Source organism: Limosilactobacillus pontis (genome assembly GCF_002940945.1).
Lineage (GTDB): Bacteria > Bacillota > Bacilli > Lactobacillales > Lactobacillaceae > Limosilactobacillus > Limosilactobacillus pontis_A.
Map to the genome: position 1 here is coordinate 1 of NZ_PNFV01000003.1, position 23,524 is coordinate 23,524.

Sequence of the window (23,524 nt, forward strand, 5' to 3'; positions counted from 1 at the left end):
CTAGAATGACTTAATTCGTTTAATATCGATAGCTTTTCTTCTGTACTATATTTTGAATTCCTATCCACAAAAAATGCCCTCCAAGTATATAAGATGAATTTTCTATTTCATCTGTATACTTAGAGGGCATTATAGCCCCCGCTTATCTGCTGGCGCCATTTCTGACATGTAAGCCGGTACCAAGGCAGAAGCGGCACCAACCGCCAGCCCGAGAAGCATCCGAACAATAATCAGGTAATAGGCACTGGCCTCACCCATATCTGGTGAAACACCAGACAGGATGGAGAAGATCATGAAGACGATTGACGACATCAGGATCATCTTCCGCCGTCCGAACTTATCGGAAAGCTGTCCGGCCAGAGCACCCCCGAAGATAGCCCCAAACATGACGGCTGAAGTGATCCAGCCGACCAGCCCGGCGGCATTTTCTAGATGCCAGTCGGTTTGCAGAAACGGTAATGCACCCGTCATAACCCCGATATCATAACCGAAGAGGATTCCTCCGAATGAACCGAAGAAGTAGATAAATGCACTTGAGATTTTTTTGTTGGCTTTTGCCATTACATTCATCCTCCTTAACATACTTGCTAAGATAATTTGCTCACTCATGAAAACGTATTCATTGAACGATTATTATATTATCTTATTTGTACGTATAAATCAAGAGGAAAATTTACAAATTAGTTAGGACTAATTGTGAATATTAAAAGCTTATATAAGATGAATCACTTATAATAAAACGTTTTCAGACAATTTATATTGTGAAAATACGTTCAAATTTTATTTTAAAATATATTTGTCCGTAACAATAAGCCAATAAAAAAGAACCATGTCCAGTTAACACTGAACACGGTTCTTCTTAATAATAGCTTTTAAATTTATTAGAGCTTTTCCAGCTCGGTCTCGATATCTTCTTCCATCAAAGTCCCGTGACGGGCAATACTGAGACTCTTAGCAATCTCTAAAGCCTGCTTAGCATCCTTCTGCTCGCCCTTGGCGATGTAGCAACGTCCCAGACACAGGTAAAGCTCATCAAGCAGGAACAGGGAATCGTGTGCCCGACACATTTTAATCCCACGATTAACCATCTCAATGGCGCTATCCGGATCACCTAACTCAAGGTAGAGGCTGGCAATCTGATCGTTGATTGATACCCACTGGTGCAAACTACCGATCAATTTCTTGTTATCGATCAGTTTAACTGATCGGTTGGTCAAGCGAATAGCTCGTTCACGATCATTACGCTTCAGGTAGGCCAATGCCATCCCAGCCGTCGTCATAGCCAGATAAATATTAGCGCTCGTTGTAGCAAATTGAGTCAAGACTAATTCAAAATTAAAGATGGCATCGTCAATCTGGTCGTTTTCAACCTGGACCATCCCCAACAGGTAATAGTAGCGCTGCTTATCAAAGTCACTATCGAGCTGCTTGACCTTAATCGCATCGAGCATTTTTTCGGCCTTGTCGTACTCGTGCGCCGTCAGCAGGTCAATTACCTTGTTGAAGGTATCGTTAACTCCACTAACCTCGTTTTCAACGATCCGATCTGACGAAATATTTAACCGCTCACAAATTGCAGTCAAGATGTCCATCTTTGGTAATCGGTTTTGCTTTTCCATCAAGCTAATCGTCGCTTGAGTACAGATGCCCTCGGCTAATGCGGTTTGCGACAAGCCCCTCTTGCGGCGAATTTGTTTTAAAACGTCTCCACGGAGTTTCATTGGTTATCATCCTCAAATAAATTATCTCTCTCAGGTTACTTAAAACAACAAAATATTATTTACTTTCTGTAAGAAGTATAACACTTATTATAATATCCTTGCTAGTAATTAGTCCTTTGTCGTCTCTTTTGCCTATGCTATTATTTACCCATTGCCGGACCTGTTTTTTACTTTAAAAACAAAAATGGGCAATAACACTAATTATCTTAGCATCACCACTCATTTTTAACAATATCATTCAAAAAAATTTTAATTAAATTTCTTCGTACCGACGCGTTCTGTGCCCAATTCCTTGAAGTCATAGGTAATCTGGCTGTTGCGCTTAAATTCTTCCAGCCCCAGTTCAATTAGCCGATCGATCAGTTCTGAGTAACTAATTCCGGAAACTTCCCACATCTGCGGGTAAAGGCTGATATTCGTAAAGCCTGGCAGGGTGTTGGGTTCACCCAGGTATGGTACGTTGTTCTCGTCAACCAGGAAGTCGATCCGGGCCATTCCTTTCATGCCGAGCGCCTTATAAGCCTTTAGCGCCATCTCAGTGATCTCATCAGTGAGGTACTGAGGTAGTTTGACCGGCAACTCAAAAATAACCCCACTGGCGTCGACAAACTTATTCTCGTAATCATAAAAAGGATCACCCTCTGGAACGCGAATTGCTCCTAGCTTGGAAGCAATCGGGTGCTCGTTCCCGAGAATAGAAATCTCAACCTCCTGCGGGTTGGCAACTCCCTGTTCGGCCAAAACCTTGAAATCGTACTTAAAAGCGTCGTCCAGGGCTGCCTCGTACTCGTCAGCGTTAGTAACCCGGTGAATCCCAACCGAGGATCCCTGCTTGGCTGGTTTAATGAAAACGAGGTCGCCGAGGCGTTCCTCAATCTGCCCCCATGAGTAGTCAGCCCGGTTCTCCGGTGTCAGCAGAACGTAGGGGGTATTCCTAATCCCCGCCTCAGTCAGGATCTTCTTGGTTAGATCCTTGTCAAAGGCCATCGCACTCGCTGCAATATTGGAACCAACGTAAGGCTTGTTCAGGAGCTTGAAAAGTCCCTGAATAGTCCCATCTTCGCCCAGGTTTCCGTGGATAACCGGGTAGAAGAAGTCAATCGTCTTCAGCTCATTTAGGGCCATAATCGGGGCTAGAGGCTGAGTCAGGTCCATCTTTGCGTAAGCGTCCTTGACAACCTCATCTTCCGGCTCACCGTCAAAGATTCGCTGGGAGGCTGCGTTGTTCAGCAGGATCCCATCCTTGGTAAACATAAACAGGCTTACATCATACTTGTCCTTATCAAGGGCATCATAGATATTGTGGGCTGAACGCTTGGAAACGTCGTGCTCAGAGGAATTCCCACCAAAAAGCAGTGCAATCCGTAACTTCTTAGCCATTTGAAATACCACCTTATATATTATTTTCTATTTAATCCGTCATTCCTAGAAACTTAAGTATAACATGATTAACTAGTCCCGCCAATGGAATAAATAAAAACAACCGCTGACCTTCATCAGCGGTTGCTTTACATCATCTCATTACTTAACTTCGACGATCCAATTTTGGTTCTCGTCAGCCGAATCCAAGCCAGCCGGGTCGTCAACAACCTGGTCGTTAATCGCCACAATTGTCCCAGCAACTGGACTGTCCAGGTCAGTAACCGCCTTTTCAGCCTCGACGGAAACAAACTTGCCGCCGTCTTTCAAGACAGTCCCCTTGGCTGGCACGTCGATAAAGCTAATCTGCCCCAGATCATCACGACCTTGATCATTTAGGCCTACTCGCGTATTACCATTATCGAGTTTCTTAGTCCAAAAGTAGTTATTTTTCGCAGCCATTATCTAATTACCCCACTATCTAAACTCTTTTTTGTTGCTAAACATATAAGAATGATGGTGATAACGCATCGACATTACCATTCCAATCCCGATCAGGTTACCGATCAAAGAAGACCCCCCGGCACTAATGAACGGCAACGGAATACCAGTTAGGGGTAGCAATCCGATATTCATCCCAATATTTTCAAAAACGTGGAAGAGGATCATCATGATGACCCCGGTTGAGATATAGGCGTAAAACTCATTCTTAGTATCAAATGTAACACGAATCATCAGGTAAATTAAGAGCAAATAGATCAGGATGAGGAGAACCCCACCGATGAAACCAAAATTTTCACCAATCACGGAGAAAATCATATCGGACTCCCGTACTGGTACGTAAACCTTGGAATTATTGAATCCTGTCCCGGTAATTCCACCGGAACCAACTGCCTTGATACTCTGCCAAAGTTGGTAGCCCTGATTAGTCGTATCCTGCTCGGGATGTAACCAAGTATCAACCCGGTCGAACTGATAGGACTGAAAGCCAACGTGCTCCAGTATCCGCCGACCAATCGAGGAGGTAACCATCGCTAGAGCCGAGCCACCAACCACCGTCAAGGCGATGGCCGCCGGAGCAATAATCCGCCAGGTAACCCCGGAAACCAGGACCATCCCACAGAAAATAGCAAAGAAGACCAAGGCCGTCCCGAAGTCATTCTGGAAGTGAAGGGAAACCAGAATTGGCAACAACCAAAGAAACATCGTCCCAATCAGCCGCCAGTCGGACTGAACAGTATGGACACTGTAACGATTGTTGTGCGTGGTGATTACCCGCCCCATCATCAAGATATAGGCCGGCTTCATAATTTCCGAAGGCTGGAAGGTAAACGGTCCAATGGCAAACCAGCTTTTTGCACCCGTACTAGCGTAATAAGAGCGACTATAAAATACCAGGATGGCAAACATCAAGAAGATACTCAGCCAATAGACAATCGGTGCCAACTTCCAGAGCTGCTCCGAATCAAACTGCATGATCACTACGATTAAGATCGTACCGATTGCATACCATACCAGCTGGGTGATTACCTGTCGAGCTACGCTAGTCTGCTGCCGGTCATGGACAGCCGCCACGTAAATCGAGGCCAAACCAATTAAGGCCAGAAGGAGGACACAGAAGATAATCCCCCAGTCAATTCGACTTTCTTCATCACTTTGCGAACGTTGCATTACCTAACTCCTTTACTCAATTATTTTCAAAGAGAACGGTATCGCGTTAGTGCTGGTGCAGGTGGTACTGCTGGAGAACCATCTCCAGGCCTTCCTCCTGCGAATGAACGAAGAACTCGCTCTGATCCGCTGTCAACAGGGCCTTGAAGCGATCGTTATCCGTTACCACCTCGCCGATCAGCCGTTCACCAATGAAGATCTGTTGAACCGGTTGATTCTGCCGTTCAATATCCTTAACACTTACTTCAATCTTTTTGTCTTTTTTAGCCACAATTTCACCTTTTACTTAGTATTTGCGTCGAAACGTAAAATGATCAGGTACCGGGTCATATCCCCCGCGTGCAAACGGATGGCAACGCAAGATCCGCGCAATGCCCAGAAGAGAGCCCTTTAACCCGAAACGTTCCAAGGACTCCAACATATATTGAGAACAACTGGGATAGTAGCGACAGACCCGTATCTGTCGCCGTGCCGAGATCACCCGCTGATACCACCGTACTATTTTACATAATACCTGAACCATCAATGCTACTTCTTTCGATCGGTCTTCTGCATCCGTTCCAGCATTTCACCGGCACCCTTAGCCACGTTATCCAGCGGACTCTGGGAAACAACAACCGGTACCTTAAGGCGGTCGCTGAAGAGTTGGTCAATTCCCTTCAGAAGAGCCGTCCCACCGGTAAGCATGATCCCCCGGTCGATGATGTCACTAGCCAATTCCGGCGGCACGGTCTCCAAAACATTAACGGTGGCCGTTAAGATCTGCTCCAGGGTATCATGGATGGCCTCCTCGATCTCGTTCTCATTAACCGTGATCTGCTTTGGCATTCCACTGGCTACATCACGGCCCCGGACGTCCATCTCGGCCGGCTTATCTGACTTTAAAGCCGTTCCGATCTTCATCTTGATATTTTCAGCGGTATGCTCACCGATAACCAGGCCATGTTTATCCTTGATGTAGGCAGCAATGTCATTGTTAAGCTTGTCACCGGCCATTCGAATCGAACGGCTAGAAACAATGTCACCCAAGGAGAGGATGGCAATGTCGCTGGTTCCACCACCCATATCGATAACCATACTACCTCGTGGTTTGAAAATATCGAGACCAGCACCGATGGCCGCAACCTTAGGCTCGTATTCTAGGTAGACCTTGCCACCACCAGACTGCTCGGCAGCCTGGATGATCGCCTTGCGCTCAATTTCGGTAATATTAGTTGGCGCACAGATCAAAATATTTGGCTTGGACATAAAGCCTTTGACGCTTAGTTTACCGATAAAGTAAGCTAACATTTCCTCCGTGACGTCAAAGTCAGAAATGACCCCGTTCTTCAATGGACGGATCGCCCGGATGTTACTTGGCGTCCGTCCTACCATCCGGTAGGCCTCGGAACCCACTGCCAGGATCTTGTTGGTTTGGGTGTCGATTGCGACAACGGAAGGCTCGTTCAGGACAATTCCCTTGCCTTGAACATAGATCAGCACGTTGGCTGTCCCTAAATCAATACCAATATCTTGTGCCATTATTTACTGCTCCTTCTCGTGAAAGATTTTATTCTAAGTTAATATCGTTCGTATTATACCATAATATCATCCGTGCTGCGGATCAGTCATGGTTAGTTTCATTAGTGGGATGGTCCGGTGACAACCTGTACTTGTCCGCAATGTCAATCCGATCAATTGAAGCACCGAGGGCGTGCAACTTCTCTTGAAAGTGATAGTATCCCCGGTCGATTTCTGCGATGTTGCGAACCTGGGTAATTCCCGTCGCAACCAGGCCAGCCAACACAAGAGCTGCCCCCGCCCGGAGGTCAGAGGCGGTCACCTCAGCACCACTAAACTTGGTCGGCCCATCCAGAACCGCCACTGGTCCACTAATCTGGAACTTTGCATTCATCCGCCGCAACTCTTCAAGATGCATAAAACGCTTCTCAAAGATTCGCTCGTCCAGAGTACTGACCCCGTTAGCCAGAAGCTGAAGCACCGAGATCTGCGGTTGCAGGTCGGTCGGAAAACCCGGATAAGGCATCGTCTTGATATTAGTCGGCAGTAAAACCGCCGTCCCCAAGACCCGAATACCGTTATCCTGACGAATGACGGTTACCCCCATTTCCTCAAGTTTAGCGATCAGGGAGGCATTGTGTTCGGCAATCGCGTCAGCCACCAGAACATCTCCGTTAGTGACTGCCGCAGCAATCATGAAGGTCCCAGCCTCGATTCGGTCCGGCATCAGACGGTACTCACAGCCGTGAAGAAAGTTAACCCCCTGGATGCGGATGACCGACGTTCCGGCACCGTGAACCCGGGCGCCCATCTTATTTAGGAAGTTGGCCAAGTCGATGACCTCGGGTTCTTTAGCGGCGTTCTCGATCGTCGTGATTCCGGTGGCCCGGGTGGCAGCCATCATTAAGTCTTCGGTCGCCCCCACGCTAGGAAAATCAAGATAGATCCGCGCTCCCATTAGTTGGGCAGCATGAGCCTCAATATAACCATCGCGCTGGTCAACGTGGGCGCCTAGGGCCCGTAGCCCCTTGATATGAAGATCAATTGGGCGTGAACCGATCGCACAGCCACCTGGCAAGGCTACCTTGGCGTGACCAGTCCGAGCCAGCAACGGCCCCATCACTAACAGGGAAGCCCGCATCTCATCGACGTACTCAAAGGGAGCCTCGTTGGCGATCGGTTTCTGGGCATCTAGTAAAAGCTCGTGTCCCGTCTCATCAAAGGCCACTGCCACATTCAGGAACTTAAGAAGGTGATTCATGGTGATGATGTCCAAAAGCGGCGGTACATTGGTCAACCGAAAGCTGCCAACCGTCGCCAGAAGGCTGGCAGCCTGGATCGGAAGTGCCGCATTTTTGGCACCTTCAATATGGACACGGCCGGTTAGACGCCGCCCGCCCTTGATTACCATTTTTTCCATTGTTTCCTCCCTCAATTCCTAGCGAACAAGATACACCAAGTTACCAATTGCACTGATAATATTCAGGAAAAAGCTGGCACATAGATACCCCACTGCCGTTGCCATTAAAACAATTGCCAGCGGCAGAGTACGGGGTGGCCGTTTGAAGTAGCGTTCAACATGAAAGCCTTGAATTGCATTAAAGGCCAGCCACACAAACAGCAACTGAACCACAATCTCAATTAGTGCATGTATTCCCGTCAGTTCCAAGCGTTATCCTCCTCACAAACGTTTGTATTTTATCATATCATAACTAGCCGGGTGGCCATACCAAGAAAGCTTAACCGAATTAAAATAATTAGCCGCCCTTCCCCACCAATTATAAGAGCATTATGACCGTTATCAACCAAGAAAACAATAAAGGGATCGCATCCACGTTCCCGTGTTGCAATCCCTTATCTGGTGAAACCCTCTTTTGAGTTGTTCCTATTTTTTGATGAGCTTAGAGGTATTTAGACGGTTAATCGCCCGCTTAAGGTGGACTTCCGCCCGTGCCAAGTCATCCTGATTATGTTCGCGCTTAGCCTTTTCAATCTCTGATTCGGACCGCTTCTTGGCTTCTTCTGCCCGTTGGATATCAATCTCCTCAGGCATTTCAGCACTATCGGCCGCAATCAAGGCCTGGTGACCATCGAATTGGATGATCCCACCGTTAACGGCAGCAACTTCGGCAGTACCTTCATTGTGCTTAATCCGCACGGTGCTGATTTCCAGCGCGGCAATTAGGGGCACGTGATTGGCCATGATCCCCATCTGACCACCAGAAGTGTTCATAATGATCATCGTGGCATTATCATTGTCGTAAACAGTGCCGTCAGGGGTAATAATCGTGACCTTAAATTTACTGTCAGCCATAAATTATCCCCTCCTAATCTTTACTGCTCTCGTCAGAATCCGCCTGTAATTTCTTTGCCTTTTCCACAACATCTTCGATTGGTCCAACCAAACGGAATGCTTCTTCCGGCAGGTCGTCATACTTACCTTCCAGGATTTCCTTGAAGCCCTTGATGGTGTCCTTCAATGGAACGTACTTACCAGGTTGACCGGTAAATTGTGAAGCAACACTGAAGCTCTGTGACAGGAAGTTCTGAATCCGCCGTGCACGAGCAACAATCGTCTTTTCTTCGTCAGACAGTTCATCCATCCCCAGGATAGAGATGATATCTTGCAGTTCGTGGTACCGTTGCAGAACGTGTTGAACCTGTGTTGCAATCTCATAGTGTTCCTTACCAACGATTTCTGGCGTCAAGGCAGTTGAAGTTGAGGCCAGTGGATCAACGGCTGGGTAAATACCGATTTGTGTCAGCCGACGTTCCAGATTGGTAGTAGCATCCAAGTGAGCAAAAGTAGTAGCTGGAGCTGGGTCGGTATAGTCATCGGCAGGAACATAAACAGCCTGAATCGACGTAATGGAACCCTTCTTGGTAGAAGTGATTCGTTCCTGCAACTGACCCATTTCAGTTGCCAGCGTTGGTTGGTAACCAACGGCCGAAGGAATCCGCCCCAACAGGGCAGAAACTTCTGAACCGGCCTGAGTGAACCGGAAAATATTATCGATGAAGAGCAGCACATCCTGCCCCTTGACGTCACGGAAGTATTCCGCAATCGTCAGACCAGTCAAGGCAACCCGCATCCGGGCACCCGGTGGTTCGTTCATCTGACCATAAACCATGGCTGTCTTTTCCAGAACCCCAGAAGCCTTCATCTCATAGTACATATCGTTACCTTCACGGGTTCGTTCACCAACCCCCGTAAAGACAGAAATACCATTGTGCCCTTGGGCAATGTTATGAATCAATTCCTGAATCAAAACGGTCTTACCAACACCGGCACCACCGAAGAGACCAATCTTACCACCACGGACATATGGAGCCAAGAGATCAATAACCTTGATCCCGGTTTCCAGGATTTCCGTGTTGTTGTTCAATTCGTCATACTTAGGTGCGTCACGGTGAATTGGCATCCGCTTAGCATCTGGACCAAACTTCGGTCCGTTATCAACTGGTTCACCTAAGACGTTAAATACCCGACCAAGAGTATCGTCACCAACTGGCACACTAATTGCGGCACCAGTGTTTTCAACTTCCATTCCCCGTTGAAGACCGTCGGTTCCGTCCATGGCAATCGTCCGTACGACCCCGTCACCCAATTCCAGGGCAACCTCAGTCGTTAAGACTTTGTCATCACTTTCCTTAATCTTCAAGGCATCATTAATTTCAGGAAGCTTTTCGTCTAAGGGGAACTCAACATCGACAACTGGCCCGATAACTTGGAGAACTTTACCAGTACTCATGTTGTTTCCTCCTACGTTTGAAATTATTCTTGTGCGGTCATCCCACCGGTAATTTCAGTAATTTCGGTGGTGATGGCTGCTTGCCGTGCTCGGTTATATTGCAATTGCAATGTTGAAACAATGTCATCAGCATTGTCGGTGGCAGAACGCATGGCGTTGGCACTTGATGAGTGCTCAGATGTCTTGGCATCCAAGATTGCTCCATACAAGGCACTCTCCGCGTACTGTTCAACCAGTGCAGAAACAATTGCCGTATCTGACGGTTCAAATTCATATTCAGCCGAAACGTGTGCGGTCATAACATCACCGCTTTCACCGTTTGCCGGACTATCCTGCTGATCGTTGGCCGCTAATTGGGCTAGCTCGTCAGCGTTCAACAGAGTCTTCTCGGTGATTGGCAATGCCTTATGAACCATCACGTGTGACGTGATCCGGTTCACATAGTGACTATGAACCGTGTACAACTCATCGAAGACACCGTCATTGTACATCTGGACAGCTGTCCGGACGATTGGCAGCACTTCGCGGAACAACGGGACATCGCTGACCCCAGAATACTGGTACACGATGTTCATGCCGCGTTTCTTGAAGAATTCCGTTCCGGTCTTTCCGATCGTCAAGAAGACGGTATTATCCTTGGTCAGGTTGTGCTTATCCATCAGGCTCATAGTATCCTTGATGATGTTACTGTTGTAACTACCAACGAGGCCCCGGTCTGAGGTAATTACCAGGATCCCGGTCTTCTTAACCGGACGCTTTTTGAATAGTGCAGCGTAAACATCATCTTGCGAAGCAGCAGATGTTGCGCTGTGAGATTTAACCAGATCAGCCAACATTTGTCTAACCTTCTCAGCATAAACTTCGTAGGTTTGGGTATGGTGTTGAATTTGGTTCAGTTTAGCAGTTGAAACCATCTGCATCGCAGACGTGATTTGCCGAGTACTCTTCGTAGATTCAATTTTATGTTTAACTGCAGCAAGTGAAGCTGGCACTAAATCTCACCGTCCTTTCGACTAACTATCATTAACTACTTATTAGCAGCAGCGGCCTTCTTCTGGCTGTCACTCGTCTGGAATGACTTGGAGAAGTCAGCAACCGCATTTTGCAAGCTGTCGCCTTCCGGCAGCTTACCAGTCTTAGTGATATCGTCATAAAGGTCTTGGTGGTTAGCATGCATGTAAGCAGCCAGTTCACTCTCGTAACGTTGAACATCATCCAACGGAATCTTATCAATGAATCCGTGGGACAGGGCGAACAGCGTTACAACTTGTTGGGCTGCTGATTGAGGTTGATGCAAGCCCTGCTTCAAGACTTCCATCGTCCGCTGACCACGAGCCAGCTTGGCCTGGGTCGCATCATCAAGGTCAGAACCGAATTGGGCAAATGATGCCAACTCGTTATAGGAAGCAATATCCAGACGCAGGGTACCGGCAACCTTCTTCATAGCCTTGATCTGGGCGTCACCACCAACCCGGGAAACTGAAGTCCCGGCATCAATGGCTGGCCGCTGACCAGCGTAAAATTCATCGGCGTCCAGGAAGATCTGACCATCGGTGATAGAAATAACGTTGGTTGGAATATATGCGGAAACGTCCCCGGCCTGGGTCTGAATGATTGGCAAGGCGGTCATTGAACCACCACCAAGGTCATCAGATAACCGCGCAGCCCGTTCCAGCAGCCGTGAGTGGGTGTAGAAGATATCACCAGGGTAAGCTTCACGGCCAGGAGGACGACGCAGAATCAGAGAAAGTTCACGGTAGGCATCGGCCTGCTTGGACAGGTCATCGTAAACAATTAAGACATCCTTGCCGCCAAACATGAATTCCTCACCCATTGCGGCACCGGCATATGGCGCAATGTACAGCATTGGCGCAGGGTTAGAAGCACTAGCGGATACAACGATCGTGTAGTCCATAGCACCGAACTTGCGCAATGTTTCTACATTAGCCCGTACAGTTGATTCCTTTTGACCAATGGCAACGTAGATGCAGATAACATCCTTGTCCTTCTGGTTGATAATCGTGTCCAACGCAATAGCGGTCTTACCGGTCTTCCGGTCACCAATGATCAACTCACGCTGACCACGACCAATTGGAACCAGGGCATCGATAACCTTGATCCCAGTCTGCAATGGTTCACTAACACTCTTCCGCTCCATAACCCCTGGAGCCTTCCGTTCGATTGGACGTGTCTTATCAGTCTTGATCTCGCCCAGACCATCAATTGGCCGGCCTAGTGGATCAACAACCCGTCCCAGTAATGCATCACCGACGGGTACTTCCATGATTCGACCCGTCCGTTTAACGGTGTCACCTTCACGAATTCCCGTAAAGTCCCCTAAAATAACGATACCAACATCGTTACTTTCGAGGTTTTGGGCCATTCCGTAAACACCGTTGCTAAATTCGAGCAACTCACCGGCCATGGCGTTTTCCAAGCCATCGGCACGAGCAACACCATCACCAACATAGGTAACCGTTCCCGTTTCTTCAACAGAAACCTGGTCTTGGTAGTTGGCAAGCTGTTTCTTGATGAGTGAACTGATTTCCTCAGTTTTAATGCTCATAAAGGTCTCACCTCTTTAACAAAAGATCTATTTTATCTAACTAGTAAACGACGAATTTGCTTAATCTTTGAGCTGAGACTACCGTCCAGGGTCTTATGATCGGCATGGACAATAACCCCACCTAAAATTTCCGGATCAACCTGTTCGCTTAAGACAACCTCGGTGGCGCCGAAACGCTTGGCCAGGTTTGTCTTCAGTTGATCCCGTTGTTGTTTATCGAGTTGGATCGCTGTGACAACGTCAGCATGCATCCGCTTATTCTTAGCGTCATACCGCCGTTCAAACTCATCAATAATTGCGACCATGCAATCCATGCGGCCGTAATCAAAAAGCATTTGAATCAGGTTCGTAACGTATTGGGAAGTTCCCTGCTGCAAATCCTGAACTAATGCTTTTTTTTCATCGAGTGACAGTTGGACACCCGCTAGTGCGGATTCCAGGCTCTCATTGTCCTCAAAGACTTGGCGTAAAGCAATCAATTCTTGATAAGTCTGATCGAGTTCATTGTCTTCATCGACCAATTCGAACAGTGCCCGAGCGTAACGCCCCGCAACTGTCTTCTTATCAAGACTCATGATTTACCAACCCTTCGATGTAGGAGTCGATCAATTCCTTTTGATCGTCTGCCTTTAATTCTTTTTGGATGAGTTTGGAAGCAATCTCAATAGATAAGTTTGCAACGTCATCCTTGGCACCATTCAGCGCATCGCGACGTGCTTGATCCGCATCCTGTTGTGCCTGTTGTTTGAGGGCTTGAGCATCATTTTGTGCTGCCTCAACAATTTGTGCTCGTTGTGTTTCAGCCGACTTCTTGGCATTGCTTACAATGTCTGCAGCTTCCTGACGTGAATTTTGCAGTTCCGCCTGACGCTTAGCAGCCATCTTTTCGGCATGTTCCCGTGACCGCGCCGCGTTGTCGATATCACTGGCAATCTTGTCTGCCCGCTTTTTCATCATGTCGGTAACTGGTCCCCATGCGAAGTGCTTGACCAGCAACATCAGAATAATGAAGGTGACGATGTAGAAGACAAGATCCCCAATGTATAAACTGTTCGATTCAGCTAACACACTGTTCACAAACATCTATTGACACCTCCTTGTTGTAAAAAAATCAAATTGTGATTCAACAATTACTTGTTCATAACAAGGAAGCCAATAACGATGGCGATGATAGGCATGGCTTCAATCAAACCAACACCAATGAACATCGTTGCTTGTAATCTACTTTGTAATTCTGGTTGACGTGCGATACTGTCGACAGTGTGTCCGATTAAGATACCATCACCAATACCACCACCGATAGCGGCACCCATAGCCGCGAGTCCTGCAGCAATTGCTCCTAATGCCATTTTAAAATTCCTCCTTAGAGATTATTATTCGGAAACCTTCCGAGAAATATAAACCGTCGTTAATGTTACAAAGACATAAGCCTGGATTGAACCGATAAATACGGAGAAGCCTTGCCATGCCAATTCCAGAAGCAATCCCGGAATGATTGTTAAGGCACCGTGTGAGAAGGCCATATTGGCAATCAAACTCATTAACAGTTCACCAGCAAAAATGTTACCAAAGATACGAAGACCCAGTGTCAAGAAGTTTGCAAACTCTTCAATGATGTTGACTGGCAGCATCAGGGTAAATGGCTTAGTGTAGTTCTTGAGGTAACCCCCAAGGCCGTTGTGGGCAACACCGGCAAAGTGTGCCAAAGCCATTACCATCAGTGAGAAGGTCAGCGTAACAACTGGATCCGCCGTTGGACTTCTAAGCACTTCTGCCCCGTTCCAATGGAACTGGAAGATCAACCCAAATTGGTTAGCGAAGAAGATAAAGACAAACAGCACAAAAGCAAAGAAGCTGTAACGTCCCTGCTCTGCTGCTGGCATCTGACTCCGGACAATTCCATTTGTAAAATCAACTAACCACTCAAAGACATTTTGCGCGCCTGTTGGCTTCATCTGAATCTTTCGTGACATCCCGTAAAGAGTGAAGAACACGATTGCGTAAATAATCAGTCCAGAGACAATGTTCGTTGTATTGAACGTGAGTCCGAAAAGCTTAAAAGTTAAAGCATCACCGCCCATTCATATTCCACCTCTTTCCTTATAACAATAATTTGGCTTGTAAGTTGGTTAAAAGTCGCTGTAAAAGACGAGCTAGCCCAAGTTACGTCTAGTAATATATCATTATTTAAGGAAAAATTCAAAAAAATATTAAGTCTGGCTAAGAGCGTTGATTGTTGCCAGGCCTAGCGCCAGCGGTTTTTCTTTCGTTATGAACGATCCCGACAAAATATCGATTAAAGTTTAATAAGAATCAATAATCGTATCCACAATGGCCACGATCATCACACAAAAAAAGCAGCCGTGGCGCTTATTGCCCACCGTTGCTTTCTGTTTATTCTACTTATGCTGATCGTGGATCAGATGCCCCCGCCGCCTGGTCATTACCCAGGCGGTCATCGGCACCGTAATCAGAACCCCGATAAAAGAAATCAGGATTTCCAACATCTCGGCCACGAAAATTTTGTTGTTCATGATCGTCCCCAGGGAGTAGTGAAGACCCGCAAACCAGATAAAAAGGGCTAAGAATCCACCGAAAACCCCGAAGAAAAGAGTATTAAAGGTCGTTCCAATGATCTGACGACCAATCGCCATCCCGCTCTTGATTAAGCGGGGGTTGCTGATGGTCGGGTGGTTCTCTAAGACCTCGGTCAGTCCCGAGGAGATTGCCATGGCAGCTTCAGCAATCGCCCCGAGCGTACTCAAAACGGTCACGGTCACGGCAACCTTCAGATAGCTGATCCCGATCAGAATTGACATCCCCTCCAGGTCGTCACTATCCTCGGTACCAAATCCCTGAACTTGGGCCCAGTGTTCAATCAGAATGATAAAGGCAATTAGCAGCGCCATAACGATCAATGACGCATAGAAAGCGGTCACCGTGGTCCGTAGGTCATCCTCGCCCATAAAGATGGTAATGGCCAGGATTGTTACCCCCGTGACTACTGTGACAAACAGCGGCGGCACGTGGAAGGCAATTAACACCATCGCAAAGTAAAGAAAGCCAAAATTAAGTAGGAGACTGAGAAATGCAGACCAGCCCTGCTTGCCGCCGACCAGGACCATTAGAATCATTAATACCAGGCCAAGGGCAGTAATGGTTGTCATTTATGATCGCCTCCCTAACAATAACGCACCAAATGCACTGACCAGAGGTACGGCCAGCACGATCCCAATCCCTGAAACTAGGCTCTGAACAGTTCCCAGGCTCATGTTCATAGCAAAGGTATAGCCCCAGGAGTTTCCATTCTTGATATAAAGCAAGCTAGACGTAAAGGTGTCGGCCATGAAGATCAGGAAAAGAACATTGATTAGTGGACCCATAATTGATTTACCGACGTTTCGACCGGACATAAACAATTGATGCGGTGTGACGGCAGGCTCTAACTGTTTAAGCTCGAACAGCGTTGCGATGATATCACTGGACTCATCCATCACCGCCCCCAAAGATCCCAACAGGGTTTCGGCTAAAAAGAGCGGCCGGGGTACCTGGGTGACATACTGCATTGACTCGTAATAAATTCCCCGCTGGTGGGTCCAGGAAAAGACCAATAGACTAACGCCAAGCGCAGCGAAGGTCCCGATTATGGTTGCACTGAAGGTGGCTAGCATCTTCTTGCTTGGTCCCAGAACCAGCAGGAGGCTGATAAAGGCAAAGATGATCGTGAGAACACCGAAGATCCCCATGATATGCTCACCGTTGTTGTGCAGGTCAAATTCGACCGCTAAGACGAAGAGGAGGGCATTGACGATTACACTGGTCAGCGCCCAAGCGCCGGCCTTTCCCATCGTCAACAGGAGAATCATGACAACCAGCCAGGCTACCGTGACCAGGACCGTATCCCGCTTGTAACCAATAATGTTAGCGGTAAGCTGCTTGCCGTGGTGCCGAACCTGGCTTAAGAAGACCCGGTTGCCTACTCGGTAGCGCTGGTCCATCGGCCGGGAATCACTATAAGTATTACTAAGCAACACCCGTTGTCCCCGGTTCGTCCCGTTCTCCATCACCGCGGTAATACGCTGATCATACTGGTGATCAACGTTTTTGAACTGGTCGCTGGTCTGCCGTGGGTGCCCCACGGTCGTCACCTTGACCACACGGGCGATCGGCCGGCGGTAGAAGCGCTGGTTATTCATTGTAAAGGCCACGCAAACCAGACCGAGGATGAGCAAGCCCACCAGCAGCCATCGTTTATTGCGTAACCAGGCAACATTTAACAATTTCAACATTCCCTTACGAATTGATCAGTTGCCATTTTAATATTATTTGACAAATAAAAAAGTGTTTACGAAAATCTTATGATCTTCGTAAACATTTTTAACAATCATAAATAATTACTTAGTACCGAAGAGCCGGTCCCCAGCATCCCCCAAACCAGGAACAATGTAACCGTCCTTATTGAGGTGGTCATCAAGCCCTGCAGCATAAAGGTCAACGTCTGGGTATGCCTCACGAACGGCCTTGACCCCTTCTGGTGCGGCAACCAGGCAGGCAAACTTCATATTACTCTCTTGACATCCCCGCTTCTTCAACGCTTCGATGGCCATCATTGCGGAACCACCGGTGGCCAGCATTGGGTCCACGATGAACAGTTGCCGTTCCGTGATGTCGTTCGGCAGCTTGACGAAGTATTCATGGGGCTTTAGGGTCTTCTCGTCACGGTACATCCCGATAAAACCAATTTTAGCGGCCGGAATCAGATCGGTCATCCCATCAACCATTCCTAAACCGGCACGCAGAATCGGAATAATAGCAACCTTTTTACCGGCCAGTTCCTTTTGGGTGGTCTTAGCAATCGGCGTCTCAATTTCAACGTCCTTCATTGGCATATCCCGAGCCACCTCATAGGCCATCAGGGTCGAGATCTCTTTAACCGTTTCCCGGAAAAACTTAGTCCCGACATTCTTATCCCGAATCATCGTTAACTTATGTTGAATTAATGGGTGATCAATAACTTCAAACTTGCCCATGCCTAATACACTCCTTTGAATTTCTTCTCTATTCTACCAAAAAAAATGAGAAGTGACAAAGCTACTTTGTCCATCTTCTCACAATCATTCTAACTGTTGACTTCAAACAGTCTACTTGACCATTGCGGCGTCAAAATGAACCCCACCGGCAGACTTATTAAGCCGGTTCATGTAGGCTCCCCCAAGCCCTTGAGCAGGAAAGGCTTGGGTTACAATCGCTTTGACGTTCGGCTGGTCATCAAATTGGCGCAGGCCATCGAATAAGCGGGCACTTGCGTCCTGAACCCCGGTTCCCAAGGAAAATTGAATCGCGTTCATTGGTAGGGTTGCCTGCTGGAGAATCCGTTCTTCAGCCATCATACCGACATCGAAAGGCTGTTGCTGAATCCACTTAACTACATCACCCCAGTCGGTTTCCGCATCGACGATATATACCTGGGCGTTGGGGGCATAATGCTTATACTTCATCCCAGGAGCCTTCGGAGTCTCGTTCTTGCCAACCTTGTGGTGGTTGATGTCAATTGAACCAATCACCTGCTCAATATCTTTCTTGGTGACGGCACCTGGCCGCAGAATCACCGGCTGGTCCGTGGACATGTCCAGGACCGTCGACTCAACCCCAACCCGGGTTGGCCCGTTATCCAGGATTCCAGCAATCTTGCCATGCAGGTCGTGGTAGACATGCTGAGCTGTCGTTGGACTCGGCTTGCCGGACGTGTTGGCTGATGGACCAACCATTGGCACACCGGCCTTGGCAATCAGATCAAGGGTCGGCTGACAGTCTGGAAAGCGGAAGGCCACCGTCTTCAATCCCCCGGTGACTGTCTTAGACAGGACATGTTTCTTGATCTTCAGGATGATTGTCAATGAGCCCGGCCAGAAAGTCTTCATTAGCTTCCGGGCATTGTCTGGAATCTCGGCAGCATACTGCTCTACCATCGCCACCGAGTTGACGTGAACGATCAACGGATTATCACTTGGCCGCCCCTTCGCCAGGTAGACGTTCTTGACGGCATCCTCGTTCGTCGCGTCAGCTCCCAGGCCATAAACGGTCTCGGTCGGAAACGCCACCAGTTCGCCCCGTTTTATCGCAGCTGCAGCTTGATCAATCTCACTCAATTGAAAAATCTTAGTATCCATTCTCGCTAATTTCCTCCTGCGCCTAAAAAATCCCATACGTGTATCATCCTCATTTTATCCGCCACATCATGACGGGTCTCAATTTTTGCCTGGTGGTCACACCGGTGGAGAAGGTTCTGAATCGACTGTTCCTGGTCAAAGCCAGTCTCGCCAAAGAGCTGACCACCTGCATTCAGGTGGTCACCCGCTTGAGCAAAGAGTCGATGGTAGAACCCTAAGCCCGCCTCGTCGGCAAACAGGGCTAAATCCGGTTCATAATTCAATACCGCCGTGTCCATGATACTGGTCGCTCCCGGGTCAATATAAGGCGGGTTGGTCACAATCAAGTCGAAGTGCCGCCCAGCCATGCCGGCAAAAAGGTCACTCTCAATCACTGGCAAGTCCAGGCCAAAGCGACGGATATTTTGTCGAGCCACCGTCAAGGCCGCCGGTGAAACATCACTCAGGGTTACCCGCCAGTGGGGTCGTTCCAGAGCCAAGGTGATCCCAATCACCCCACTACCGGTACCTAGGTCAAGAACCGATAACGGCCGGTCGGGCAGCTTGGCCAGTACCCAATCAACCAGTTCAGCTGTCTCCGCCTCCGGAATCAGAACAGCCGGGGTAACGGCAAAGTTACGCCCGTAAAATGGCGCCTGCCCGGCAATATACTGAGCCGGCTCATGATCCAGCAACCGCTGGACAGCTGAGCAGAACCAGGCCTGTTCGTCGGCTGGCATCAGGTCACGGTTATGCAAGAGCAGGTGAGTGGCGTCCCAGTCATGCCGCATCTGTAGCAAAAACTGGGGCGACTCGAGATCGACGTCAGTTCCCGCCAGCTGATCCTTGGCCCAACGCTGAGCCGCAAAGTAGGTCTGCCTATCCCTACTCATTGCGCAGCTGTTCCAGTTTCTTGGTTTGGTCGGCCACGATCAGCGCCTCGATAATCTCGTCGAGGTCGCCGGCCATGATCTTATCCAACTTGTTAAGGGTCAAACCGATCCGGTGATCTGTTACCCGGTTCTGCGGGTAGTTGTAAGTCCGAATCCGCTCAGAACGATCTCCCGTCCCAATAGCGTCCTTACGTTTCTGGTCATAAGCACTCTGTTCCTTCTGCTGGTAGTAATCATATACCCGCGACTTCAAGATCCGCATGGCCTTGGCCCGGTTTTGCTGCTGGGATCGCTCATCCTGCATGGCAACCACGATTCCAGTCGGCAGGTGGGTCATCCGGACCGCTGACGACGTCTTGTTAACGTGCTGACCACCAGCACCGCTGGACCGGTAGACGTCAACCCGAATATCCTTGGGGTCCAGCTCCACATCAACATCCTCGGCCTCGGGCATCACCCCAACCGTAGCGGTGGAAGTGTGAACTCGGCCGGCCGATTCTGTGACCGGTACCCGTTGAACCCGATGGGCGCCGTTCTCAAACTTCAGCTTGGAGTAGACCTTATCTCCAGTGATCATCAAGGCAATTTCCTTGAATCCCCCAACCTCGGTTTCATTCTTATCAACGACCTCGACCTTCCAGCCCTGACGCTCAGCATAGTGAAGATACATATTGTAAAGGTCGGCAGCAAAAAGGCTTGCCTCGTCACCACCAGCAGCCCCGCGGATCTCCATGATGATGTTTTTATCATCATTAGGGTCCTTTGGGATCAAAAGAACCTCTAACTCCTTCTCCAGCTTAGCCTGCTGTTCCTTAGCATCACTCAGCTCATCCTTGGTCAATGCCGTCAGATCAGGATCGTCAGTCTCGCGCAGCATTTCCTCATCATCAGTAATTGTCTGGGTGACCTTTTTATATTCGTCGTACTTCTCCACAGTCTCCCGCAGGCTTCCCTCTTCCTTGGAGAGCTTCATAAAACGCTGGGAGTCGGCGATCACCGCTGGATCACTGATTAGCTCATTCAATTCGTCGTAGCGGTCCGCTACCGCCTGCAACTTATCGAAGATATCCTTCATTTCCATAAAAGTTATTCCTCCTGTCCTTGATCTAACAACGGGTGAAAGTAATGCTTGCGACAAACGGGATAGTAGGATTCATTCCCGCCAATCTGCACCTGTTCACCCTCGTAGACCGGTTTGCCATCGTGAATACGCAGGTTCATCGTCGCCTTGTGGGGGCAAAACCAGCAGATGGTCTTCATCTCTTCAATCTTGTCAGCATAGATCAACAAGTATTTGGAGCCTTCAAACAGCTCGTTCTTGAAGTCATTCTTTAAGCCGAAGGTCATAACCGGGATGTTGAGCTCGTCCACAATCTTAATTAGTTGTAGAACATGGTACTTCTTCAAGAACTGGGCCTCATCGATCAACACACAGTAGACCGGGTGGTCAATCGATTTGACATATTCATAGATATTAGTATCGTCCATGATCGGGGTCACCTGGCGTTTGAGGCCAATCCGACTGGCAATCACGCCCTGACCCGATCGGTTGTCAACACCACTGGTCATTAAGACCACCGGTTTGCCCTGCTCCTCATAGTTATGGGCAACTTTCAGGATATCAATCGACTTGCCCGAGTTCATTGCTCCATACTTAAAAAATAGCTGTGCCACGATGGATACTCCTTTTATTGCATAGTACTCTTCATTATATCCAAAAACAGGAAGCTTTTAAATACTAACCATTTTCAGAAGATAGGTCAGGCAAAGTAATTTAGGCGAATAACTTTCTTTTTACGGCCGTAAAGATTAAAATTAAACGGTATTTAATCTCAATATAAGAAAGGAATTGTCTCAATGTCAATTCGAAGTTCATTTGCTGAGTTTGCCGGTCGATCAAGTTACTGGTTTCTCCACACCTTCATGCATGGTGGGAGCTCCCTTCCCGGCAAGCTCACCCTCAAGCTTGACCCCAATATTCTTCAATCCTTCAGCAAGAAGTATGACTTGGTGATCGTCACTGGAACCAATGGTAAAACCCTGACCACTGCACTGAGTGTCCGGGTCCTGCGTGAAAAGTATGACCAGGTCCTCACTAATCCTACTGGTTCAAACATGGAACAGGGGATTGTAACGACCTTCATCACTGCTCCCCGCGCCAAGAAGAAGGGACTGGCAGTGCTCGAAGTCGACGAAGCCAACGTGCCAATTGTCTGCCGCTACATCACCCCCAAGGCCTTCGTTTTCACTAATATTTTTCGTGACCAGATGGACCGGTACGGAGAGATCTACACCACTTATGATAAGATCCTCCGCGGGGTCAAGTTAGCCCCTAAGGCGACGATCATCGCCAATGGAGACGAGCAGCTTTTCCATAGCAAGGAACTGCCCAACCCTATCATCTACTACGGCTTCAACCATGAGCATCACGCAGCTTTTAACGCTCCAGCCAACACCGATGGCCTGCTCTGTCCAAAATGTCAGCATATCCTGCAATACCATATGCGAACCTACGCCGGGCTGGGTGACTACTTCTGTCCCCACTGCGGCTTCAAACGTCCAAAACTGACCTACAGCGTCACCAAGCTCGACAAATTGACGCCAACAAACTCGACCTTTGAGATCGATGGTCATCGCTATACGATCGGCATCGGGGGACTTTACAACATTTACAATGCACTGGCTGCCTATTCCCTGGGGCGTTTCATGGGGGTGGCACCTGACCAGATTAAACATGCCTTTGAATCCGACGAACGAGTCTTTGGCCGTCAAGAGATTATCAACGTTGATGGAAAGCAGGTCACAATCATCTTGGTTAAGAATCCGGTCGGCCTCAATCAGGTCCTCGACATGATCGAGACCGATCCCCAACCATTCAGCTTTGCCTTCCTGCTCAACGCAAACTACGCCGATGGGATTGATACCAGCTGGATCTGGGATGGTGATTTTGAGAAGTTGGCCACCCACCAGATTCCTCAGTACATGACTGGTGGCGAGCGCTACAAGGACATCACTACCCGGCTGACTATGGCGGGGATTGATAACGTCTGGCACGAACCAGACCTGACCAAGGTAGTCGACAAAATCAAACAGATGCCGACCGACCATGTCTATATCCTGGCCAGCTACACGGCCATGCTCCAGCTACGCAAGCTCCTGGCTGAGAAACAATACATCAAGAAAGGTGGAATGGATTAATGGCAAAATATCATCTTCGACTCGCCCATCTCTATGGCGACCTGCTGAACACTTACAGTGACGTCGGTAACATCATCGCCCTGCGTTACTACGCTAAGCAGATGGACGCCGACATCGCCGTTACGGTGATCAGTATTGATAACCAGTTCAACCCCGACGACTTCGACCTGGCTCTCTTCGGCGGTGGTCAGGACTACGAGCAGCTCGTTGTCTCCCGGGACCTACCCAATAAGAAGGCCGGCATCGCCAAGTTCATCAATGATGATAAACCCATGCTGGCTATCTGTGGTGGCTACCAGCTGCTAGGCCACTACTACATCGGCGCCAATGGTGAGAAGATTCCAGGACTGGGAATTCTTGACCACTACACCCTCAGCCAGGATAATAACCGCTTTATAGGCGATATCACTATCAAGAACCCCGTAACCGGCCAAGAATACCACGGCTTTGAGAATCATAACGGCCGCACCTTCATCGGTAAAGGTGAACAGCCACTGGGAATAGTTGTCACGGGCCATGGTAATAACGGAGAAGACCACACCGAGGGGGCTATTTACAAGTCAACTTATTGTTCCTACTTCCACGGACCAATCCTAACCCGGAACGGTGAAATTGCTAAGTCGTTACTCCTGCAGGCCCTGAAAAATAAGTACCCCACTGCTGATCTTAGTCGTCAGGAAGCCCTCCAAATTAAGTCAACCTTCTAAGGAGGTCC

26 protein-coding genes and 1 pseudogene are annotated in these 23,524 nt (G+C 48.4%); 2 read left to right on the forward strand and 25 right to left on the reverse strand.

The genetic code is table 11. The annotated features are described in order from the left end of the window. Positions 1 to 135: 135 nt before the first annotated feature. The 25 genes and pseudogenes from CK797_RS02930 to CK797_RS03050 form a co-directional block, all read right to left on the reverse strand. Positions 136 to 570, reverse strand: a pseudogene (locus CK797_RS02930) (MFS transporter); the annotation flags it as partial. Positions 571 to 881: 311 nt separating this feature from the next. Beyond that, on the reverse strand, positions 882 to 1,721 hold the full coding sequence (locus CK797_RS02935) for a helix-turn-helix domain-containing protein (RefSeq protein WP_104688319.1): 840 nt from the start codon (positions 1,719 to 1,721) through the stop codon (positions 882 to 884). Between the two features lie 249 nt (positions 1,722 to 1,970). Next, complete coding sequence (locus CK797_RS02940) at positions 1,971 to 3,101, reverse strand: D-alanine--D-alanine ligase family protein (protein ID WP_104688320.1); 1,131 nt, start codon at positions 3,099 to 3,101, stop codon at positions 1,971 to 1,973. Positions 3,102 to 3,242: 141 nt separating this feature from the next. Next, positions 3,243 to 3,542 (reverse strand): glycine cleavage system protein H, encoded by a 300-nt coding sequence (locus CK797_RS02945; RefSeq protein ID WP_104688321.1) that lies wholly within the window; start codon positions 3,540 to 3,542, stop codon positions 3,243 to 3,245. A 15-nt stretch (positions 3,543 to 3,557) separates the two neighbouring features. Continuing rightward, entirely contained in the window at positions 3,558 to 4,751 is a 1,194-nt protein-coding gene (locus CK797_RS02950; RefSeq protein ID WP_104688322.1) for an FtsW/RodA/SpoVE family cell cycle protein, read from the reverse strand. Between the two features lie 46 nt (positions 4,752 to 4,797). Continuing rightward, a complete protein-coding gene (locus CK797_RS02955; protein ID WP_104688323.1) occupies positions 4,798 to 5,022 on the reverse strand; it encodes a DUF2969 domain-containing protein in 225 nt (74 codons plus the stop codon). A gap of 15 nt (positions 5,023 to 5,037) precedes the next feature. Then, the gene (yidD, locus tag CK797_RS02960; RefSeq protein ID WP_104688324.1) at positions 5,038 to 5,274 is read right to left on the reverse strand and encodes a membrane protein insertion efficiency factor YidD; all 237 of its coding nucleotides are present in this window, start codon (positions 5,272 to 5,274) and stop codon (positions 5,038 to 5,040) included. Between the two features lie 5 nt (positions 5,275 to 5,279). Next, a complete protein-coding gene (locus tag CK797_RS02965; RefSeq protein ID WP_104688325.1) occupies positions 5,280 to 6,272 on the reverse strand; it encodes a rod shape-determining protein in 993 nt (330 codons plus the stop codon). Positions 6,273 to 6,354: 82 nt separating this feature from the next. Continuing rightward, positions 6,355 to 7,671 (reverse strand): UDP-N-acetylglucosamine 1-carboxyvinyltransferase, encoded by a 1,317-nt coding sequence (murA, locus tag CK797_RS02970; RefSeq protein ID WP_104688326.1) that lies wholly within the window; start codon positions 7,669 to 7,671, stop codon positions 6,355 to 6,357. Between the two features lie 18 nt (positions 7,672 to 7,689). Then, a complete protein-coding gene (locus CK797_RS02975) occupies positions 7,690 to 7,920 on the reverse strand; it encodes a DUF1146 family protein (RefSeq protein ID WP_104688327.1) in 231 nt (76 codons plus the stop codon). Positions 7,921 to 8,136: 216 nt separating this feature from the next. Then, a complete protein-coding gene (locus CK797_RS02980; RefSeq protein ID WP_104688328.1) occupies positions 8,137 to 8,565 on the reverse strand; it encodes a F0F1 ATP synthase subunit epsilon in 429 nt (142 codons plus the stop codon). Positions 8,566 to 8,578: 13 nt separating this feature from the next. Beyond that, the gene (gene atpD / locus CK797_RS02985) at positions 8,579 to 10,003 is read right to left on the reverse strand and encodes a F0F1 ATP synthase subunit beta (protein WP_104688329.1); all 1,425 of its coding nucleotides are present in this window, start codon (positions 10,001 to 10,003) and stop codon (positions 8,579 to 8,581) included. A 23-nt stretch (positions 10,004 to 10,026) separates the two neighbouring features. Beyond that, the gene (locus CK797_RS02990; protein WP_104688330.1) at positions 10,027 to 10,995 is read right to left on the reverse strand and encodes a F0F1 ATP synthase subunit gamma; all 969 of its coding nucleotides are present in this window, start codon (positions 10,993 to 10,995) and stop codon (positions 10,027 to 10,029) included. A 35-nt stretch (positions 10,996 to 11,030) separates the two neighbouring features. Next, positions 11,031 to 12,569, reverse strand: coding sequence for a F0F1 ATP synthase subunit alpha (atpA, locus tag CK797_RS02995; RefSeq protein WP_104688331.1), 1,539 nt, complete (start codon positions 12,567 to 12,569; stop codon positions 11,031 to 11,033). Positions 12,570 to 12,601: 32 nt separating this feature from the next. Further along, positions 12,602 to 13,144 (reverse strand): ATP synthase F1 subunit delta, encoded by a 543-nt coding sequence (gene atpH / locus CK797_RS03000; protein ID WP_104688332.1) that lies wholly within the window; start codon positions 13,142 to 13,144, stop codon positions 12,602 to 12,604. Next, positions 13,134 to 13,652 (reverse strand): F0F1 ATP synthase subunit B, encoded by a 519-nt coding sequence (atpF, locus tag CK797_RS03005; RefSeq protein WP_057807143.1) that lies wholly within the window; start codon positions 13,650 to 13,652, stop codon positions 13,134 to 13,136. The genes atpH and atpF overlap by 11 nt, the downstream gene beginning before the upstream one ends. A gap of 47 nt (positions 13,653 to 13,699) precedes the next feature. Beyond that, complete coding sequence (atpE, locus tag CK797_RS03010) at positions 13,700 to 13,918, reverse strand: F0F1 ATP synthase subunit C (RefSeq protein WP_003666561.1); 219 nt, start codon at positions 13,916 to 13,918, stop codon at positions 13,700 to 13,702. A 24-nt stretch (positions 13,919 to 13,942) separates the two neighbouring features. Further along, positions 13,943 to 14,650 carry a F0F1 ATP synthase subunit A gene (gene atpB, locus CK797_RS03015; RefSeq protein ID WP_104688333.1) on the reverse strand — a complete coding sequence of 236 codons (708 nt, stop codon included), beginning with the start codon at positions 14,648 to 14,650 and terminating at the stop codon, positions 13,943 to 13,945. Between the two features lie 318 nt (positions 14,651 to 14,968). Then, positions 14,969 to 15,736 carry a YibE/F family protein gene (locus tag CK797_RS03020; RefSeq protein ID WP_104688334.1) on the reverse strand — a complete coding sequence of 256 codons (768 nt, stop codon included), beginning with the start codon at positions 15,734 to 15,736 and terminating at the stop codon, positions 14,969 to 14,971. Further along, positions 15,737 to 16,849 (reverse strand): YibE/F family protein, encoded by a 1,113-nt coding sequence (locus tag CK797_RS03025; protein ID WP_181049509.1) that lies wholly within the window; start codon positions 16,847 to 16,849, stop codon positions 15,737 to 15,739. It abuts the gene before it with no gap. A 114-nt stretch (positions 16,850 to 16,963) separates the two neighbouring features. After that, entirely contained in the window at positions 16,964 to 17,599 is a 636-nt protein-coding gene (gene upp, locus CK797_RS03030) for a uracil phosphoribosyltransferase (RefSeq protein ID WP_104688336.1), read from the reverse strand. A gap of 111 nt (positions 17,600 to 17,710) precedes the next feature. Next, positions 17,711 to 18,739, reverse strand: a complete 1,029-nt coding sequence (locus CK797_RS03035; RefSeq protein ID WP_104688337.1) for an L-threonylcarbamoyladenylate synthase — start codon at positions 18,737 to 18,739, stop codon at positions 17,711 to 17,713. Positions 18,740 to 18,744: 5 nt separating this feature from the next. Continuing rightward, positions 18,745 to 19,611 (reverse strand): peptide chain release factor N(5)-glutamine methyltransferase, encoded by an 867-nt coding sequence (gene prmC, locus CK797_RS03040; protein ID WP_104688338.1) that lies wholly within the window; start codon positions 19,609 to 19,611, stop codon positions 18,745 to 18,747. Continuing rightward, complete coding sequence (prfA, locus tag CK797_RS03045) at positions 19,604 to 20,686, reverse strand: peptide chain release factor 1 (protein ID WP_181049516.1); 1,083 nt, start codon at positions 20,684 to 20,686, stop codon at positions 19,604 to 19,606. The genes prmC and prfA overlap by 8 nt, the downstream gene beginning before the upstream one ends. An 11-nt stretch (positions 20,687 to 20,697) precedes the next feature. Beyond that, complete coding sequence (locus tag CK797_RS03050) at positions 20,698 to 21,285, reverse strand: thymidine kinase (protein ID WP_104688340.1); 588 nt, start codon at positions 21,283 to 21,285, stop codon at positions 20,698 to 20,700. A gap of 183 nt (positions 21,286 to 21,468) precedes the next feature. On the opposite strand from CK797_RS03050, the gene CK797_RS03055 reads away from it, so the two are divergent. Together CK797_RS03055 and CK797_RS03060 are read left to right on the forward strand one after the other, a co-directional pair. Further along, positions 21,469 to 22,809 carry a Mur ligase family protein gene (locus tag CK797_RS03055; RefSeq protein ID WP_104688341.1) on the forward strand — a complete coding sequence of 447 codons (1,341 nt, stop codon included), beginning with the start codon at positions 21,469 to 21,471 and terminating at the stop codon, positions 22,807 to 22,809. Then, positions 22,809 to 23,516, forward strand: coding sequence for a type 1 glutamine amidotransferase (locus CK797_RS03060; RefSeq protein WP_104688342.1), 708 nt, complete (start codon positions 22,809 to 22,811; stop codon positions 23,514 to 23,516). Before CK797_RS03055 ends, CK797_RS03060 begins: the two co-directional genes overlap by 1 nt. Positions 23,517 to 23,524 lie beyond the last annotated feature (8 nt).